Source organism: Arthrobacter sp. SAFR-179, from assembly GCF_059414945.1.
Genome location: NZ_JBPFDM010000011.1, coordinates 125,292 through 142,883, shown reverse-complemented (window position 1 = coordinate 142,883; position 17,592 = coordinate 125,292). Strand labels below are relative to the sequence as shown.

18 protein-coding genes are annotated in these 17,592 nt (G+C 66.5%); 8 read left to right on the top strand and 10 right to left on the bottom strand.

All coding sequences use genetic code 11. The annotated features are described in order from the left end of the window. Positions 1–24: 24 nt before the first annotated feature. A complete protein-coding gene (gene serS, locus ACR65K_RS16610) occupies positions 25–1,305 on the bottom strand; it encodes a serine--tRNA ligase (protein ID WP_056330626.1) in 1,281 nt (426 codons plus the stop codon). An 88-nt stretch (positions 1,306–1,393) separates the two neighbouring features. Here serS and ACR65K_RS16605 point away from each other — a divergent pair, with 88 nt between their 5' ends. Next, the gene (locus tag ACR65K_RS16605; protein WP_056330622.1) at positions 1,394–2,476 is read left to right on the top strand and encodes a diacylglycerol/lipid kinase family protein; all 1,083 of its coding nucleotides are present in this window, start codon (positions 1,394–1,396) and stop codon (positions 2,474–2,476) included. 39 nt (positions 2,477–2,515) lie between these two features. On the opposite strand, the gene ACR65K_RS16600 is transcribed toward ACR65K_RS16605, so the two are convergent. The 3 genes from ACR65K_RS16600 to ACR65K_RS16590 all read right to left on the bottom strand — a co-directional run bounded on the left by ACR65K_RS16600 (position 2,516) and on the right by ACR65K_RS16590 (position 4,120). After that, on the bottom strand, positions 2,516–2,719 hold the full coding sequence (locus tag ACR65K_RS16600; RefSeq protein ID WP_056330619.1) for a hypothetical protein: 204 nt from the start codon (positions 2,717–2,719) through the stop codon (positions 2,516–2,518). 94 nt (positions 2,720–2,813) lie between these two features. Next, entirely contained in the window at positions 2,814–3,794 is a 981-nt protein-coding gene (gene pheA, locus ACR65K_RS16595) for a prephenate dehydratase (protein WP_440154132.1), read from the bottom strand. Beyond that, entirely contained in the window at positions 3,794–4,120 is a 327-nt protein-coding gene (locus ACR65K_RS16590; RefSeq protein ID WP_440154130.1) for a rhodanese-like domain-containing protein, read from the bottom strand. The genes pheA and ACR65K_RS16590 overlap by 1 nt, the downstream gene beginning before the upstream one ends. 223 nt (positions 4,121–4,343) lie before the next feature. Here ACR65K_RS16590 and ACR65K_RS16585 point away from each other — a divergent pair, with 223 nt between their 5' ends. From ACR65K_RS16585 to ACR65K_RS16570, 4 genes are all read left to right on the top strand, one after another. Beyond that, positions 4,344–5,750, top strand: coding sequence for an amidase (locus ACR65K_RS16585; protein ID WP_440154128.1), 1,407 nt, complete (start codon positions 4,344–4,346; stop codon positions 5,748–5,750). 142 nt (positions 5,751–5,892) lie between these two features. Further along, positions 5,893–6,117 carry a hypothetical protein gene (locus ACR65K_RS16580; protein ID WP_440154126.1) on the top strand — a complete coding sequence of 75 codons (225 nt, stop codon included), beginning with the start codon at positions 5,893–5,895 and terminating at the stop codon, positions 6,115–6,117. Between the two features lie 599 nt (positions 6,118–6,716). Next, complete coding sequence (locus ACR65K_RS16575) at positions 6,717–7,181, top strand: LapA family protein (RefSeq protein WP_440154124.1); 465 nt, start codon at positions 6,717–6,719, stop codon at positions 7,179–7,181. 45 nt (positions 7,182–7,226) lie between these two features. Next, entirely contained in the window at positions 7,227–7,808 is a 582-nt protein-coding gene (locus tag ACR65K_RS16570; RefSeq protein ID WP_440154123.1) for a dihydrofolate reductase family protein, read from the top strand. Positions 7,809–7,870: 62 nt separating this feature from the next. Here the strand turns inward: ACR65K_RS16570 and ACR65K_RS16565 are convergent, their stop codons facing one another. From ACR65K_RS16565 to ACR65K_RS16555, 3 genes are read right to left on the bottom strand one after another with little or no spacing between them, the layout of a single operon-like run. After that, positions 7,871–9,394, bottom strand: a complete 1,524-nt coding sequence (locus tag ACR65K_RS16565; protein ID WP_440154121.1) for a carboxyl transferase domain-containing protein — start codon at positions 9,392–9,394, stop codon at positions 7,871–7,873. Between the two features lies 1 nt (position 9,395). Continuing rightward, entirely contained in the window at positions 9,396–10,604 is a 1,209-nt protein-coding gene (locus ACR65K_RS16560; protein WP_440154119.1) for a CaiB/BaiF CoA transferase family protein, read from the bottom strand. 55 nt (positions 10,605–10,659) lie between these two features. Then, entirely contained in the window at positions 10,660–12,027 is a 1,368-nt protein-coding gene (locus ACR65K_RS16555; RefSeq protein WP_440154117.1) for an SLC13 family permease, read from the bottom strand. A gap of 133 nt (positions 12,028–12,160) precedes the next feature. Between ACR65K_RS16555 and ACR65K_RS16550 the strand changes: the two genes are divergently transcribed. Together ACR65K_RS16550 and ACR65K_RS16545 are read left to right on the top strand one after the other, a co-directional pair. Further along, the gene (locus tag ACR65K_RS16550) at positions 12,161–12,859 is read left to right on the top strand and encodes a FadR/GntR family transcriptional regulator (protein ID WP_440154115.1); all 699 of its coding nucleotides are present in this window, start codon (positions 12,161–12,163) and stop codon (positions 12,857–12,859) included. A gap of 200 nt (positions 12,860–13,059) precedes the next feature. Next, the gene (locus ACR65K_RS16545; protein ID WP_440154113.1) at positions 13,060–14,502 is read left to right on the top strand and encodes a purine-cytosine permease family protein; all 1,443 of its coding nucleotides are present in this window, start codon (positions 13,060–13,062) and stop codon (positions 14,500–14,502) included. A 59-nt stretch (positions 14,503–14,561) separates the two neighbouring features. On the opposite strand, the gene ACR65K_RS16540 is transcribed toward ACR65K_RS16545, so the two are convergent. Next, positions 14,562–15,026 carry a DUF4190 domain-containing protein gene (locus ACR65K_RS16540; RefSeq protein WP_440154111.1) on the bottom strand — a complete coding sequence of 155 codons (465 nt, stop codon included), beginning with the start codon at positions 15,024–15,026 and terminating at the stop codon, positions 14,562–14,564. A gap of 34 nt (positions 15,027–15,060) precedes the next feature. After that, positions 15,061–15,633, bottom strand: a complete 573-nt coding sequence (locus tag ACR65K_RS16535) for a LysE/ArgO family amino acid transporter (RefSeq protein ID WP_440154109.1) — start codon at positions 15,631–15,633, stop codon at positions 15,061–15,063. A 94-nt stretch (positions 15,634–15,727) separates the two neighbouring features. Between ACR65K_RS16535 and ACR65K_RS16530 the strand changes: the two genes are divergently transcribed. Then, on the top strand, positions 15,728–16,654 hold the full coding sequence (locus ACR65K_RS16530) for a LysR family transcriptional regulator ArgP (protein ID WP_440154107.1): 927 nt from the start codon (positions 15,728–15,730) through the stop codon (positions 16,652–16,654). On the opposite strand, the gene ACR65K_RS16525 is transcribed toward ACR65K_RS16530, so the two are convergent. Continuing rightward, the gene (locus ACR65K_RS16525; RefSeq protein ID WP_440154105.1) at positions 16,614–17,558 is read right to left on the bottom strand and encodes a nuclease-related domain-containing protein; all 945 of its coding nucleotides are present in this window, start codon (positions 17,556–17,558) and stop codon (positions 16,614–16,616) included. The genes ACR65K_RS16530 and ACR65K_RS16525 overlap by 41 nt on opposite strands. Positions 17,559–17,592 lie beyond the last annotated feature (34 nt).

The window sequence follows — 17,592 nt, the reverse complement described above, 5'->3', positions numbered from 1 at the left end:
CGGGTGCACCAACAGGGAAGAACCCTAGAGGACCGGCAGGACCTCGAGGCCGCCCAGGTACTTCTGCAGCGCCTTGGGCACGTTGACGGAGCCGTCCGGGTTCTGGTGGTGCTCCAGCAGCGCCACGATCCAGCGGGTGGTGGCCAGGGTGCCGTTCAGCGTGGCTACAGCCCGCGTGCCCTTGGCGACCCCCTCGGAGTTCACCACGCGCTCACGGATATTCAGGCGGCGCGCCTGGAACGTGGTGCAGTTGGAGGTGGAGGTCAGCTCACGGTAGGCGCCCTGGGTGGGGACCCACGCTTCGCAGTCGTACTTGCGGGCCGCGGAGGTGCCAAGGTCACCGGCAGCGGTATCAATCACCCGGTACGGCAGCTCGCACTTGGCCAGCATCTCCTCTTCCCAGGCCAGCAGGCGCTGGTGCTCGGCGGCAGCCTCTTCCACAGTGGTGTAGATGAACATCTCCACCTTGTTGAACTGGTGGACGCGGATGATGCCGCGGGTGTCCTTGCCGTGCGAACCGGCCTCGCGGCGGTAGCAGGAGCTCTGTCCGGCATAGCGGACCGGACCGTTGGAGAAGTCCAGGATTTCGTCCGCGTGGTACCCGGCAAGCGCCACCTCGGAGGTGCCCACAAGGTAAAGGTCGTCCTCGGCGAGACGGTAGATCTCGGCGTCGTGCTTTACATCGAAGCCGGTGCCCTGCATGGTCTCCGGGCGCACCAGCGTGGGGGTGATCATCGGGACGAAACCTGCTTCGATGGCCTGGTCCATGGCCATCTGCAGCAGTGCCATCTCCAGGCGTGCGCCGACGCCACGGAGGAAGTAGAAACGGGCACCGGAAACCTTGGCGCCGCGTTCCATGTCGATTGCGCCGATCAGCTCGCCGATCTCCAGATGGTCGCGGGGCTCGAAGTCCGGGAATTCGCGCGGGGTGCCGACGGTCTTGACCACCACGTAGTCATCCTCGCCGCCCTCGGGAACACCATCTTCAATGAGGTTGGGGATGGTGCGCAGGAGCTCTTCCTGCTTGGTCTGCGCAGCATCGGCCTCTGCAGACGCGGCCTTGACGGAGTTGGCCAGCTCCTTGACCTCCGCCAGCAGAGCCTGCTTCTCCTCGCCCTTGGCCTTCGCCACCTTCTTGCCGAACACGTTCTGCTCGGCGCGGAGGTTTTCGAAGCGGAGCAGGGCCTCGCGGCGGGCGGAATTCGCGGAGATGATCGCGTCCACCACTGATTCGTCCGCGCCGCGGGCGCGCTGGCTGGCACGGTACTTGTCAGGGTTTTCGCTGAGGTCTTTTACGTCGATCACCAGACAAGGGTATCCAATACAACGCACGACGGCGGGCGGCGGCCCCAGTGCACCCGCCCACCGCGCGCCGGGCTACTGTTGAACCACCATGAGCGACTGGATTCTCTACCTGCTGATTGCGGTGGCGCTTGCCTTCGCCACATCCAGCTGGTGGGGCGTCCGCCGCCTCAAGGCCCTGCATGTCCGCAGTGCGATGGCAGGGGAAGCCTACGACACGGGGCTGACGCAACAGCGGGTGGCCGTGGTCCTCAACCCGATCAAGGCCCGGTCCGGGGAAGCGAAGGAACTCATCCAGCGCGCGTGCCTGGCAGCCGGATGGGAGGAGCCCGTCTTTTTCGAGACAACGGCGGAGGATCCCGGCTTCTCCCAGATGCAGGCCGCCCTGGCCGGCAAGCCCGACGTCGTCCTTGTGGGCGGTGGCGACGGCACCGTACGCGTGGTGGCTGAGGCCCTGGCGCACACGGACGTTGCCATAGGTTTGATTCCGCTGGGCACCGGCAATCTGCTGGCGCGGAACGTGGACCTGGATGTGAACGACCTTCACGGCAACGTCCAGACAGCCCTGTTTGGACGCCAGCGCTACATCGACACCGCACGGATGGCCATCGAGAACTCCCGGACCGGCCACTATTCAGAGCATGTGTTCCTGGTGATCGCCGGAATCGGCATGGATGCCGAGGTCCTGGCCGACACAAACGCTGGGCTGAAGAGAGCGGTGGGCTGGCTCGCGTACACGGAGGCGGGCGTTCGCCATCTTCCGGGCCGGCGCAAAAAGGTGTCCATTGCGTTGGACGGCAGCCCGGAGCAGATAAGGAACATCCGCAGCGTGCTTTTCGCCAACTGCGGCCTGGTTCCCGGTGGCATCGACTTCATCCCGCAGGCCATGATCGACGACGGCATGCTCGATGTTGTGGTCATGAGCCCCCGCAGCGCCCTGGGTTGGCTGCTGATGTACGTCAAAATCATGTTCAAGCACAGCGGAAAGCTGCCCATCATGACCGTCTACCGGTCAGGCAGGGTGGTGATCAAGTGCCCCGAACCCATGCCCACCCAGCTCGACGGCGACACATCGGGCGAGGCCACGCAGCTCACCGTCCAGGTTTTGCCGCGGTCCCTCCTGGTCCGGGTCAGGCGAGAGGTCCACGGCAGCAGCGCCAAAGCAGTGCGCTGATAAGGCTGTGAGACGACGAAGCGGTGAGTGCCGCGTGGGTCAGGCGCTGGCTTGCTTCTTGGCGTCAGCGGCGGCCTTGGCAGCAGCGTGGGCTTCAGACTGCTCGCGGATCATGGCCTGCTCCTCTTCGAAGCGCAGGCGGTCGGCGCGGTCCGCGTCATCGCCGTCCCAGTCCTGGTTGTCGGCGGTCGGCTTGGGATTGACGATCATCCCCTGGCCGTCGTTGTCAGTGCTGCTGGTCATGACCCTCTCCTTTCGTCAGGGGCCATACCCCGTGTGGATCAAGCAAGCATACGCATTGTCCACAGCCCGCGGAAGTACTTCAAGAGGCATTTGCCTACGCTGTGGGCGAAGCTCCGGAACCGTTTTCACCTGCGAAAGATTCCGCGGCAAGGATGGACTCAACCCACGATTGGGCGGCCGCGAATGCTGCATCCGAGGTGTGCGTCGGCACCGGCGTCTCCTGCTTGTCAGCCCTGGCATATGAGCCCAGGAAGCGGGTTCCCGGGCTGATGCGATGCAGGCCCGCCAACGCGTCGGCCAACCTCGCTTCACCGGCGTGGCCGTCGGCGTCGATGCTGAAGAAGTAGTGGCCCAGGTACTGCCCGGTGGGCCGGGATTCGATCCGGCTGAGGTTGACCCCGCGGCTGGCGAACTGGTCCAGGATCTCCATCAGGGCCCCTGGACGGTCCTCAGGAAGCGGGACGACCACGGTGGTTTTGTCCGCACCTGTGCGGGGCGGAAGGGCGGCGGGCCGGCTGACCAGGATGAAGCGGGTCACCGCAGCCGGGTTGTCTCCGATGTCCTCCGCCAGCACCGACAGCCCCGCATGCGTACTGGCTACCAGTGGCGCGCAGATGGCGGCGTCGTAATGGCAGTCCTCCTCCAGTAGCCCCAGGGCCGCAGCAGCGGTTGACGAGCCGGGAACGTATTCTGCATGTGGCATATTCTGGTCCATCCACAACCTGCACTGGGCCCAGGCGTGGCCGTGCGTGGACACCCGCCGGACGTCCGCCGCCCGCACCCCGGGCCGGGCCACCAGGACAAAGCTGATGGGAACCAGGACCTCGCGGATGATCCGCAGTTCCTGGCCCGTGGCAATGGCGTCCAGGGTGGCAGTGACGCCGCCCTCCACCGAGTTCTCGATGGGGACCATTGCCGCGTCGGCCGCCCCGTCACGTACATTCCCAAGTGCAGCGTTGACGTTGGACGCCGGGATCCTGACCGACTGAAGGGCGTCAGGCACCTGCAGGAGGGCAGCGTCGGTGAAGGTACCTTCCGGCCCCAGGAAGGTGTAGGTGCGGGAAGTGCCGGGCACTAAAGCACCAACGGCTTGAGCCCGTTGTCCGAGACCAAAGGCTTGCCGGATTCCAGCCACTGATCCATGCCGCCCGCGACGTTGATGGCGGTATACCCCTGGCCGGTGAGCCACTGGGCAGCGCGGAAGGAACGCCCGCCTGTCCGGCAGATGACGTAGATGTCCTCGTCCGGGTCGAGCTCGTCCAGCCGTGCCGGGATCTGGTCCATAGGGATGTGGAGTGCGCCGTCAGCGTGTCCGGCTACCCACTCGTAGTCCTCCCGGACATCCAGGATCACAGCATCAGCGGGAACGTCATGCACGGGGACGGTATCGAAGTCACTCATCGGAGTCCTGTCTTGGCGGGATCAGAGTCAGGTTTAAGCCTAGCCCTTCCGCCCCTTTCCACCTCCCTAAGCCCGGAACAGTTGCGTCAAAAGCTGCGGGTTAGGCTGGTGAAGCCCAAGGAGGTTTCCATGTCCCAGCAGCCCGCCGCCGTCCCCGCCTGCCCGGTCGTTCCGGATCCGGCCACGGAACGGTACGCCGGAGCCCACATGGAGTCCCGGTTCCGTGGCTGAAATCCATGAGCTCTCCGCACTGGCCCTACGGAACCTCCTTGCGAATGGAACTGTGTCCGCCACGGATGCCGCCGCCCATTTCCTGAGCCGGATAGGGCAGCAGAACAAGCTTCTTGGCGCATTCATCACCGTGACCGCGGAACAAGCAATGAAGCAGGCAAGGGCGGCCGATGCCCTGCATGCCCGCTCCAACGGCGACCTTCCGCCGCTCCATGGAATGCCGCTGGCCTTCAAAGACCTCACCGACGTGGCCGGTGTAGTGACCACGCACGGCAGCGCCGCCCTGGACCACAAACCTGCCCCCGCCGACGCTCCGCTGGTCTCCCTCTTCAAGGAGGCAGGCGTGGTTTCGCTGGGGAAGACCCAGGTGCCTGAATTCGGACTGACGGCCTACAGCGAAAACCGCGTCGCACCGCCGTCGCGCAATCCGCACGCACCCAGCCGGAGTTCCGGAGGTTCCTCCGGCGGCAGTGCGGCCGCCGTGGCGGCGCGCCTGCTGCCTTTCGCCCCCGGGACCGACGGCGGAGGGTCAATCCGCATCCCCGCAGCCGCCTGCGGCCTGGTGGGCCTCAAGCCTGGGCGGGGGCTGGTGGCAGCCGGCGAAAGTGCCGGCGATCCTGCACGGCTGGTGGTACCCGGCCCTCTCGCCCGCAGCGCGGAAGACGCCGCACTGATGATGGACGTCCTGGTGCCGGGAAACCAGTACCTGCGGTCAGTGCAAAGTGGGAAGCCGCCACGGCTGCGGATCGGCGTCACGCTGGACAGCCCGTGGTCCGCCACGTTCCCCTTTACGCCGGAACAGGAGGCCCTGGACGCGCTCCATGCCGGCGAGGCCCTCCTGGAACACGCGGGCCACAGCCTGGGCGACGCTGCCATCCGTTACGACAACCGCTACCCGGATGCCTTCACCACAGCCTGGACCGCCGGCGTGGGCGCGGCCCGGATCAGTCCGTCACGCGAAGCGTTGCTGGCACCCCTGACCCGGACCTTCCCGCGCCGCGCCCAGCAGCGCAGCCCCGCCAAACTCGCCGAGGCCCTGGCATTCCTTCGGCAGTTCCAGCACGACACCCTGGTGCAGTATGGGCAGTGGGACCTGATGCTGATGCCCGCCTTGGCGCAGACGCCGCGGCCGGTAGGGTGGTTCACCGGCACTGCGCACGGCACTGAGCGCTGGCCGTCGGCCCAATGGCCGGGGGACGCGGACGGCGACTACCGGAAACAGTGCGAGTTCGCCCCGTGGTCCTCGATGGTAAATGTGTGCGGACTGCCGGCCATCACCCTTCCCGTGCACTGGACCGGGGGCGCCCCCGGCAGCGGACTACCCATGGGAATCCAACTGGTGGGCCCCATGGGCTCCGAAGCCCTCCTCCTGCAGGTTGCACACCAGCTCGGTTGTTAAGGGCCCCGCTTGTTGGTTCCGCGACGTTGTTGACCTGCTCCTAACGTCCGCTTAATCCGTTGGTAACCCCGGCGGCGCACACTGGAAAAGCACCTTTCAGCACCCTCCATTCGCCCTCCACCCGATGAGGAGTTGCCCCAACATGAACGTTGAACACCCTGCCCCAGGCATCGAGACCACCATGACGGCAGACGACGGACGTCCGGACATGAGCAATTCGAACGTCAGGGAAGACCTGGCGATGACCGGCCGGTGCGCGCTGGTCCATCTGCCTACGGGCCGGACCTGCCTCCTCCCCCTGCGGCATGCCGGGCCCTGCGAGTTCCACCGCCCGCAGGAGGCCCAGGACGTGGTGGACGGCGGCTGACAGTGCCGGAGACGATTCCCGGCGCGGCTGCCGCTTTGCGTGGCCGCGGCGCCATGCCTGCTGCAGTGCCCTGCCTGCTGCGCCCCCTTCTGGACTTCGCTTGCGTATCGACTCCGCCGTCAATCAGGAGGACGATTAAAGGGCAGTCACCATGAGGAGGTCTGTGATGTGCTACGCATCGAGCAAGGACTTCGGGTGGGGCGCCAGGAAAGAAACCAAGCGCCGGCCCGAAGCGGAAACGGAAACCCCTGCGGAAACTCCGGAGAAGCCGGCCAAGGAACAGGAATTTACGTTCTGGGCCTTCCCCAGCTGGCACAGGACATCTGCGTCCAGCACCCCCTCCGGCGAACGGAGCAGGGAGAGGGTCTGATGCCGGGGCCTGAATGACGCGGGCTATATCGACCCGCCCTACCGGCCCAGGCGCGTACCAAAGGAGGGGTTCTCTCGTGAGGACCCCTTCGTCCTGAAAGCGGCCCTCGCCATCCAACCCGGGACAGCCCTTTGACGGCAGGCCACGAGACCGTTCGTTGTGCCACGGCAACCCGGACGGCTATGGTTGCACAATAAGCATGCTTAGCAATTTGTGAAAGGGGACGAGCATGAGCGCAGGACAGTACACGCCAGGACCGGACCGCCGGCCGGAACCGGACGTCAACACCACACCGTCGAGCGCAGCTCAGCCCTCAGAAGACCGCGCACCAGCCTATGGCGGCGTCCCGTCCTACGCACCGGACGCACCAGGAACGGGCGGAACAACGGGAACCACAACCACACCAGGGCCCGCTGCCGGCGGCACCGCAGACCGCAAGGTCACCCGCGCCGGAGTCATCTGGGCAGCGGTGGTTGCAGCCTTGGTGCTGCTCATCCTGCTGATCGTCTTCATCCTGCAGAACCAGGAACAGGCGTTGGTGAAATTCCTGGGCTTCGAGGGCGCAGTCCCGCTGGGCATGGCACTGTTCATCGCAGCCGTGACGGGCGGCGTGCTGGTAGCCGTAGCGGGCGGCGCGCGAATCCTGCAGCTCCGTTCCAACGCCCACAGGGCAAGGGCCCGGCAGCGGAAGTAGGTTAGCCGGCTGGCGCCAGGGGCCCTTAGGAAAGGCTGACCGCAAATGGGCAGGGTCGTCGTCATGAACCACGTGACGCTCGACGGCGTCATGCAGGGACCAGGCCGGCCTGACGAAGATCCCCGGGGTGGATTCACCGACGGCGGGTGGGCGGTTCCGTATGCCGACGAGGCAACAGTCCAGAAGATGGGCGAACGGATGGGTGCCGACCATGCCTTCCTCTTCGGGCGGCGCACCTACCTGCAGCTCCTGGAGTCCCGGAACGCCCAGGGAGGACCCTTCAAGGACGCCTTGAACAGCACGCCCAAATACGTCGCCTCCGGGGACCCCGACCTGAAGCTTGAATGGCCGAATTCAACCCTCCTTCACGGTGATGTTCCCGCGGCGGTGAAGGAACTCCGGGAAACCTCCCCGGCGAACCTCGTGATCATGGGCAGCCGAGTGCTGATCCGCACGCTCATGGCAGCCGATCAAATCGACGAGTACCTGCTCATGATCCATCCCCTGGTACTGGGCAGCGGCCAACAACTTTTCGCCGGCGGCACCCAGACACCGCTGAGGCTCCTCGAAGCCGACCACACGGCAACGGGCGTCCTCATGGCCGTTTACATACCGGACCGGCAGTAGGAGACGCCGGGGACACAGCTCCGACGCCTCCCTGCAACCGGCACTACTAAGCGCCCACCCCGTCAGCAGACGCCGAGGGTCGCGAACTTCCGGGCCCGGGCTGCCACGAGTTCCGGCACCGGAATACCGGCCACCGCGCCGAGTTCATATTCAATGGCCCGGGCCATCCGGGTGCAGAATTCGCGTGGCTCCAGCGAAGCATCATCACGCTCATCCACAATGTGGTCCACAAGGCCGTGCCCATACAGCGCGGCCACGTTGACCCCCTGCGCCTGGGCCATCGCCGGGGCGAATCCGGTGGTCCGGTGCACAATGGCGCTGGCACCCTCCGGAGGCAGTGGCGAGAGCCAGCTGTGCTGGGCAGCAATAGTCCTGTCCGCGGGCAGCAGCGCCAGCGCTCCCCCGCCGGCGCCCTGGCCGAGCAGCACCGAGACCGACGGCGATTCCAGGCCGATCAGCTCATGCAGGGAGCGGGCAATTTCCCCCGCAAGTCCGCCCTCCTCTGCCTCCTGCGACAACGCGGCGCCGGCGGTGTCAATGACTGTGAGCAGCGGCAGCCGCAGTTCCTCCGCCAGCTTCATCCCCCGGCGCGCCTCGCGCAGTGAGCCCGGCCCCATGCCGGCGGCGTCCTTCCGCAGCGGGCGGGCGTGGCCCAGCACGATGCATGACTGGGTGCCAAAGCGCGCCAGCGCCAGGAGCAATCCAGGATCCTTCTCACCCTGCCCGGTCCCGTTCAGGGGAAGGGCGTCCGTGGCGCCGAACTTCAGCAGCTGGCGCAGGTCCGGCCGCCGCGGGCGGCGGGAAATCCCGATGGACGTCCAGGCGTCTACGTCGGCCGGCCGTACGGCGAGCGTGGACGGAACGGACACAGATGCCATAGAGCCGGCGGCTGCTGCCGTGGGCGTCAGGATGTCCAGCGCCCGCCCCACCAGGTCGGCCAGGTCACCCGGTTCCACCACGCCGTCGATGAGCCCCTTGTTGAAGAGGTTTTCCGCCACCTGCACATTTTCGGGGAACGCCTCCCCGTACAGCGCTTCATAAACCCGGGGACCGAGGAATCCCAGCAGTGCTCCCGGCTCCGCCACGTTGATATGACCCAGGGAACCCCAGGAGGCCATGACACCGCCGGTGGTGGGGTGCCGCAGGTAGACGAGGTACGGCAGGCCGGCCTGGCGGTGCGCCCGGACGGCGCCGGTGATCTTCACCATGGACAGGAACGCGAGCGTCCCTTCCTGCATCCGGGTTCCCCCGGATGCGGGCCCGGCCAGCAGGGGCAGCCCCTCGGCGGTGGCGCGTTCGACGGCGGCGACGATCCGTTGTGCCGCGGCGTGGCCGATGGAACCGGCCAGGAAGGAGAATTCGCTGACGATCAGGGCCACTCGGCGGCCGCGGATGAGGCCGGCACCGGTGATCACCGACTCGTCCGCACCACTGCGTTCGCGGGCCTTGGCCAGGTCAACGGCGTACTCCCCAGACACTTCCGGCTGTTCCGGCTCGCTGTCCCAGGAGACGAACGACCCCGCATCCACCACGGCGTCCAGGAGTTCGCTTGCGTTCAGGTGCCGCACCTTTTCCTTCACCGGCATGCTATTTCGCCCCGGCTGCTGCAGAAGCCAGGCCCAGCCACTCGCGGATCGCCGGACCGTCCTCGTCCAGCAGCGGCGGTGCATCGTGCTCAGTCAGGGTGGTTTCCCCTGCATCCCCCGGTGCGAAGAACCGCAGCGGCGGGCCGGGCAGGCTGACCTTTCCGAGCAGCGGGTGATCCACATTCACCACGAGGCCCTGGGACGCCACCTGCTCCCAGGCGTACACCTCGTCAAGCGAGCGGACCTTGCCTGCCGGGATCCCGGCGTCGTTCAGTTTTTCCAGCAGTTCCACCGCGCCGTAGCCGGCGAAGGCGCGTTCGACGGCGGCAATCACCCCTGCGCGGTTCCGCACCCTTTCGGCGTTGCTGGCAAAGCCGGGGGCAGCGGGGTCCAGGCCGAAGGCCGATGCAAATGACTGCCACAGCTTCTCGCTGCCTACGCTGATCTGCACGCTCCCGTCCTTGCAGTTGAACAGGCCGTAGGGTGCGATCGAGGGATGGTGGTTGCCCTGCGCCTGCGGAACCTCCCCTGCAACTGTTGCCCTGGTGCCCTGGAACGCATGGACACCGATCAGCGACGCCAGCAGGGAGGTGCGCACCACCTTGCCCTGGCCGGTCCGCTCGCGTTCAACCAGCGCGGCCAGCACGCCGAAGGCGCCGTTCATGCCGGAGAGCAGGTCGGCAATCGGAACGCCGACGCGTTGGGGATCGTCAGGGCCGGACCCGGTGAGGGACATGAGCCCCGCCTCGCCCTGCAGGATCTGGTCGTAGCCGCTGCGCTGGGACTCGGGCCCGTCGTGGCCGAAGCCCGTGATGGAGAGGATCACCAGCCGGGGGTTGAGCTCATGCATGGCCGCGGTGGAGAAGCCCAGCCGGTCCATGACCCCCGGGCGGAAGTTCTCGATCACCACGTCCGCCCGCTCGAGCAGGCCGCGGAGCACCGCCTGCCCGTCGCCGCTCTTCAGGTCCAGGCTGATGGACTCCTTGTTGCGGTTGCAGGACATGAAGTAGGTGGACTGGAGGTCGTCCTCCGGGCCGACGAAGGGCGGCCCCCACCCGCGGGTGTCATCGCCGGTTCCCGGGTTTTCCACCTTGATGACGCGGGCGCCGAGGTCCGCCAGCATCATGCCTGCGTGGGGTCCGGCCAGTGCGCGGCTGAGGTCGACGACGGTGTGCCCGGCCAGCGGGCCTTGGCGGTTTTCGGTGCTCATGGTCTGGGTTACCTTTCTGGAACGGATGGCGGAACGCCGGCGGGTGCAGCTGTGGCTAGAGCCAGCCGGGCACTACCAGTGCCAGCCATGCCAGGACGGGGCCGGCCACGATGACGATGCCGCTGTAGCCCAGGATCCGCTTGTAGAACTGGTCCTTGTCCACGCCTTCCGGGGCGTTGGCCAGGACCAGGGCGCCGTTGGTGGAGAACGGTGAGACGTCCACGATCGTGGCGGACACCGCCAGGGCGCAGATGACGCCGACAGCGCCGATCTCGCCGGTGGAGAGGAACGGGACGGCGAGCGGGATGAGGGCGGCCAGGATGGCTGTGGAGGAGGCAAAAGCGGATACTACGGCGCCGATGAAGCAGATGAGGAGGGCTGCGAGCAGCGGCATGCCCAGGCCGGCCACGCCGTTGGAGACGAATTCGATGGTGCCGGCTTCCTCCAGCACGCCCACGAAGGTCAGCATCCCGCAGATCAGCAGCACCGTGGACCAGCTGATCTTGTTGATGGCACCCTTCTGGGCCGCGGGTGATACCAGGGCCAGGACGATGGCGATGGTGATCGACACGAAACCGACGTCCATCTTGAAACCGAGCGCAACGACGGCCAGGGCAATCAGGCCGGCAATGGTGACCAGCTGGGGAATCCGCTCCTTGCGTTCCCTGGTGGCTGCGACGCCGTCGCCCGCGGGGTCCCGGGGACCGTACATGCCGGAGCCGAAGCCCTTGAAGGGGACATCGGTGCCGGCTTTGGCGCCAACGCTGACGGCCATCCTGGCCTCGGCAGCCTGCTCCACGAACTGGCCTACCTTGGAGGACAGGAGGTTCCGTCCGCCGAGGACCACGAAGAGCACCAGGGCAATGACCAGGTTGAAGACGAAGCTCGAGAGGAAGAGCGCGGTGGGACTGAAGGCAAGGTCCGTCTTGGCCAGGATGCCGTTGACGGTGACGCCGTAGACGGCAATGGGCGAGAAGCCGCCCGCCTGCGCCCCGTGTATCACCATCATGCCCATCAGCAGCGGGCTGATCTTGTACTTGCCGGCGAAGCTCAGGGCGATGGGGGCAATGATGGCGACGGCGGCTGGAGACAGTGCGCCAACGGCAGTGATGACGGCAGTGATGGCAAACATGACCCACGGGATGAGGGCAACGCGGCTGCCCACCAGGCGGACGGCGCCGCGGACCAGCAGGTCAATGGTGCCGTTGTTCTGCGCGATGGCGAACAGGTACGTGACGCCCACGATCGTGAGGAAAAGGCCGCCCGGAAAGTTGGCCAGGATTTCGTTGGTGGACATGCCCAGTACCACGGCGCCGAGCAGGAACGCGCCCACGAAGGCGAGCGCGCCCATGTTGAGGGGCAGGACGGTGGCGAGCAGGAACATCGCCGCCAGGATGATGATCGATAAGACAGGAGCGGACATCGTTGGTCCTCCGTTGGGGAAAGAAGAATGTGACGTGAGTTACTGGCTCACTGGACTAGCCTCTTAGACAGTGAGTCTATCTGTCAATAGAACGAGGAGGTATTCTGTTCCGTACGACCCAAGGGAGGGCTTTGTGGAGAAGACAGCACGGCTGGGCCTGGAACGCGTCACACGGCCACGGCTGTACGAGCAGCTGGTGGAGCAGATCCTCGCCTACATCGAGTCTGCCCAGCTTCGTCCCGGGGATCTCCTGCCGGCGGAACGCGACCTGGCCGAACGGCTGGGGGTCTCCCGCGCAACACTGGCCCAGGCCCTGGTGGCCCTGGAGGTGCTGGGCGTCATCGACGTGCAGCACGGCACCGGCGCGGTCCTGGCCCGGCGGCCGAGCGTGGCGTCGGTCATCAAAGGGCTGCGTGAACACCAGAGCCGGCTGCCGGAGATCGTGGAAGCGCGCAGCACCCTGGAAGTCAAGCTCGCCGCCCTCGCCGCGGAACGCCGGACCGACCAGGACCTCGCCGCCATCGACAACGCCCTGGACGTCATGGCAAAGGAAATCAACGACGGCGACCGCGGCACCCATGGCGATGAACTGTTCCACCAGGCCATCACCGCGGCGGCACATTCCTCCGTCCTGGCACAGCTGATGGCCTTCATTGCCGAGATGATCCTGGAAACCCGGATGGAGTCCCTGGGCCAGCCCGGCCGGCCTGAGCAGTCCCTGGCGTCGCACCGGAAGATCGCCGATGCCGTCCGCGCCCAGGACCCGGAAGCGGCCGCGAGCGCCATGCTGGCGCACATCGAGCTTGTCTCGGACGTGGAACTGCTCCGCTAGGCGCCGACAAGCGGCTTAGACCGGGGCATCTCCCCGCTTTACGGACCACTACCCCTGTAATGCCCGTCCGGAGGGATTTTTTCTGCGCGACACGCCGGGGTGTCTGGTTTCCCGGACAGCAGGAATCCGTTACGGGTGTAGACGAAGAACCAAACCCGGTGTGATGGACACTACGTTTTCCATCACTGAGGAGTTAGGCCATGGCCGGAGGCAGCACCGCCGTAGAGGCACGATCGATCGACATGATTCCGCCCGGCGAGCGGCACGGCCACCCGCGCGGCCAGTTCACCCTGTGGTTTGGCGCTAATGCCCAAATCACCGCCATCGTGGACGGCGCTCTGGCCGTGGTGTTCGGTGCGGACGCCTTCTGGGCCATTGTTGGCCTGCTGGTAGGGAACGTGCTGGGCGGCGCCGTCATGGCCCTCCACTCAGCGCAGGGCCCCAAGCTGGGCTTGCCGCAGATGATCTCCAGCCGCGCCCAGTTCGGCGTCTACGGGGCCGTAATTCCGCTGGTGCTGGTCATCCTGATGTACGTCGGATTCGCCTCCACCGGCACCGTCCTCTCGGGGCAGGCGATCAACCTCATGCTGGGAGTGGACGCGCCCGCCGTCGGAATCCTCATCTTCGGTGCCGCAACAGCACTTCTGGCCATCCTGGGCTACAAATACATCCACGCACTGGGCCGGATCGCCACAGTGCTGGGGCTGGCCGGCTTCCTGTACCTGACGTTGGCCGTTGCCACGAAGTTCGACATCACGCAGGTGTTGATGGTCAAGGGTTTTGAATGGCCCACTTTCCTTACCGCCGTTGCTTTGGGCGCAGGATGGCAGCTCACCTTCGGGCCCTATGTTGCCGACTACTCCCGCTACCTGCCCGCAGACACCTCGGAACGGAAGACCTTCTGGTACACCTTCGCCGGCTCGGTGGGTGGCGCGCAGTGGGCGATGACCTTGGGCGCCCTGGCCGGCGGACTGTCCGCCGCAAAGCTGGGCGGGGACTTCCTGAAGAACCAGGTGGGCTACATGGGCGACCTCGCCGGCGGCGGCCTGATCGCCGTCTTCATCTACTTGATGATCGTCACCGGCAAGCTGACGGTGAACTGCCTGAATGCCTACGGCGCGTTTATGTGCGGCGTGACCATCAGCACCGCCGTCAACCGCAGGGATACTGTCTCCAAGGCCGTGCGCATCGCTTTCATCGTGGCGGTGATCGGCGCCAGCGTGCTCATCGCGTTGTTCGCCAGCAAAGACTTCCTGAACCTGTTCAAGAACTTCGTCCTCCTGCTGCTCATGGTGTTCACGCCGTGGTCGGTGATTAACCTGGTGGACTACTACAAGATCTCGCGGGACCGGCTGGACATCCCAGCCCTCTACAACCCGGACGGCCGTTACGGCCGCTGGAACGTTGCCGCCCTGGTTTCCTATGGAATCGGAGTCGTCATCCAGGTCCCGTTCCTGGCTCAGGCGCTGTACACAGGGCCCGTCACCAAACTGCTGGGCGGCGCGGACATCTCCTGGCTCGTGGGCATCGTGGCCACCCTTGCCATCTACTACCCGTGGGCCAGGGCCACCAACCGTGCGCCGGCGCAAACGATCTACCCAGAGAATCCGGCCGAGACGCCGGCCGTTGCAGTGAACGGATAAGGCACGACGGCCGTACGGGCCCGGGTGCTAAGGCCGCGCAGGCGCCCGGGCGGGCGGGGCTAGAAAGTGCCGGTATTCGAACCGACGGTGCCGGCGACTGCCAGGCCGACGATGAGCAGCAGCCAGAGGGCCCCGTAGCCCAGGAGGCACAGGTAGCCCAGCACCAGGCCGGTGATGGACATTCCCCTGCTTGAGGGTTCGCGTCGGAGGGCCAGGTGGCCAGTGATGATGGCGGCAAACTGCGGCAGGAGCAGCCAGCCCATCAGGACCGACGCAATGCCGCACACCATGCTCGCAATGCTCAGGGTCTTCGCTTCCACCGGCCGGCCGTAGTAGGACCCCTGGCCAAAGTACTGCTGCTGCCCGAACTGGGGCTTGCCGTACTGTGCCTGGTTGTATGGCGCCCGGCCATACTGGGGTTGGCCACTGGAGGACGCCTGCCCATATTGGGGCGGGGGCTGGTAGCTGGGCCACGGCGAACCGTCACGCTGGTAGTCAGGTCCCTGGGATGGCTGGTTACTCATGGTTTCTCCCCTGCGAATCTGGCTCCAGCCTACTTCAGTGCAGGACCAGGCGGACCGCCAGGATCAGCATCAATATGCCGATGGCCGCATCAATCCAGCGCCAGGTGCGGGTGCTGCTGAGCACTCCCGCGAGCGCCCTTGCCCCGTACCCCAAGGCGGAGAACCACACCACGCTACCGGTGACCGCGCCCGAGGCGAAGATCCACCGCAGGTCGGGGCCCTGCTGGTTGGCAAGGCTGCCCACCAGCACCACGGTGTCCAGGTAGACATGCGGGTTCAGGAAGGTCAGGGCCGCCGTTGCGGCGATCACCGAATTCTTCGACCTGGGCGCCTGTTCCGCCAAAGCCGAGGGTTTCGCCGCCGCCATGAAGGACCGTACCGCGAACCACAGAAGGTAGGCCGCTCCGGCCCAGCGCAGCACCTCCAGGGCCTCGGGGAACCGGGTGACCAGGGCCCCGATGCCCGCGGTGCCGCCCACGATCAGGAGGGCGTCGCCGGCCATGCAGACAGCCACCACCGCCCCGACGTGCTCCCGCCGAATGCCCTGGCGGAGCACGAAGGCATTCTGGGCGCCGATCGCCACGATCAGCGCCATCCCGGTGAGCATTCCCGTTATCCCTGCAGTCCACATACCTATGACCGTAGGTTTTCCTCCTACCTTAGACAAGTAAAGGATCCTTCGGTGTCATTAGAATGGCTTCATGAACCTTGAGCACCTGAAAGCCTTGGTGGCTGTTATCGATGAAGGAACGTTTGAGGCGGCGGCGGACCTGCTCCGGATCACGCCCTCCGCGGTAAGCCAGCGGATCAAGGCCCTGGAAGCTTCGGTGGGCCAGGTGCTGGTTCGCAGAAGGTTGCCCTGCACGGCCACCGACGCGGGCGCGCTGCTGCTGCGGATGGCCCGCCAGGTGCAGGTGCTGGAGGCGGAGACGTCGGCAGCGCTGGGCTCCGGCAGCGCCGCCCGGGCGCACCTGCCGGTGGCCGTCAACGCGGATTCGCTGGCCACCTGGTTTGTCCCCGTCCTGCAGCAGGCCGCCGGATGGGAGGACTCTGCCCTCGATCTCCACGTTGAGGACCAGGGCTACAGCAGCCAACTGCTGCGCGAGGGCGAGGTCATGGGCGCCGTGACGTCGGATCCCGTCCCGGTCAGCGGGTGCAGGGTGGAACTGTTGGGCTCCATGCGGTACGTCCCGGTGGCCACTCCGGCGCTGCACCGCCGGCTCTCCGCCTCCGGGGGCGTGGACTGGGCCGCAATGCCCGTCCTGAAATTCAACACAAAGGACAACCTGCAGCAGCAGCTGCTCACCGGGAAGCCCCTGCGGCAGCCCCCTCCCACGCACACTGTCCCGTCCTCCCAGGGATTCCTCGCGGCGGTCAAAGCCGGCCTGGGCTGGGGAATGATTCCGGAACTCCAGCTTACGGATGAGCTGGAGTCGGGCGCCCTGGTCCGGCTTGAGGACGGCGCGCACCAGGATGTAGCTCTTTACTGGCAGGCCTGGACCCTCGATTCAGACAGGCTCAACCGGATGACCGCTGCAGTCCGCGCCGCAGCCAAAGAGCGGCTGCTGCCGGGAGATGCGCCGGAGGCTAACGGCCCAAGTAGGGCAGGATATAGACGGCAAAAATGACGAAGGCCGCCAGCAGGGCAAGCTTTCCTCCGCTGGTACCGCCGTGCTGCTGGGCCTTGCCGTTCCTTCCGCGGTGCCCCGGTCCTGCCGACGACCCTGCCCGCGTTCCCGCCCCCTGCCGTCTGGGCTGCCCTGACTTCGTAGTTCCCGGGAGAAGGGCACGGCCCGCGGGGTGCCGCGCCACGCTTTGGCTGCGGCCCGTCCCGTCCCCGGATCCTGGTTTCTCCCGCGGACGTGCCGCAGGGCCGGCAGGCGGCAATGCCCCTGCGGGACGCACCACGGTTCCCGGCCGCACGCTGCGCAGGGCTGTGATGCCCGGCTCCTGCTCATGGGTGAGCTGCTGGCCCAGATGCGCGTACAGGCCCACCACGGTTTGCTGGTCGAGGACTGCCGGCAGCGAATCGATGGCGCCGACCACCCGCTGTGAACCCGCCACGGCAACATCGGAGTCCGTGACCCCGAAAAGATCAGGTTGCGCGGACATGCAGATGAGTGGACGCACCAGCCGGCGGTGCGGCGGAGCCAGCACCGAGGCCACCGCTGCGCACTGGGCCAGGGCGCCTTCCACTGCCTGGGTGCGCGCAAACCTGCCCTGCCACAGCACCCCGGACGCCACCCGCACCTCGCCGGTCCAGTTCTTCGAATCGACCACCACCACGCCGCCGGGGCCCACCAGGACGTGGTCGAGGTTCGCCTTGGGCCGGCCCGGCCAGTGGACGTCGTGGAGCACGTACCAACCCCGCGGGACCAGTTCACTGAGCTTCTCGGCCACCACCCGCTCGCCTACCGCGCCGGCGTCCCACGCCCTCGTGGAACGCTCCGCCTGGTCGAGTTGGCGCTTCAGCCTCGCAACGCGCTCGGCAGCCAGCCTGGACTGCTCCGCTGCCCCGTCTCCTGCCCCCATTGGACGTCCCCGTTTCCTTGCCGGACGGACGACG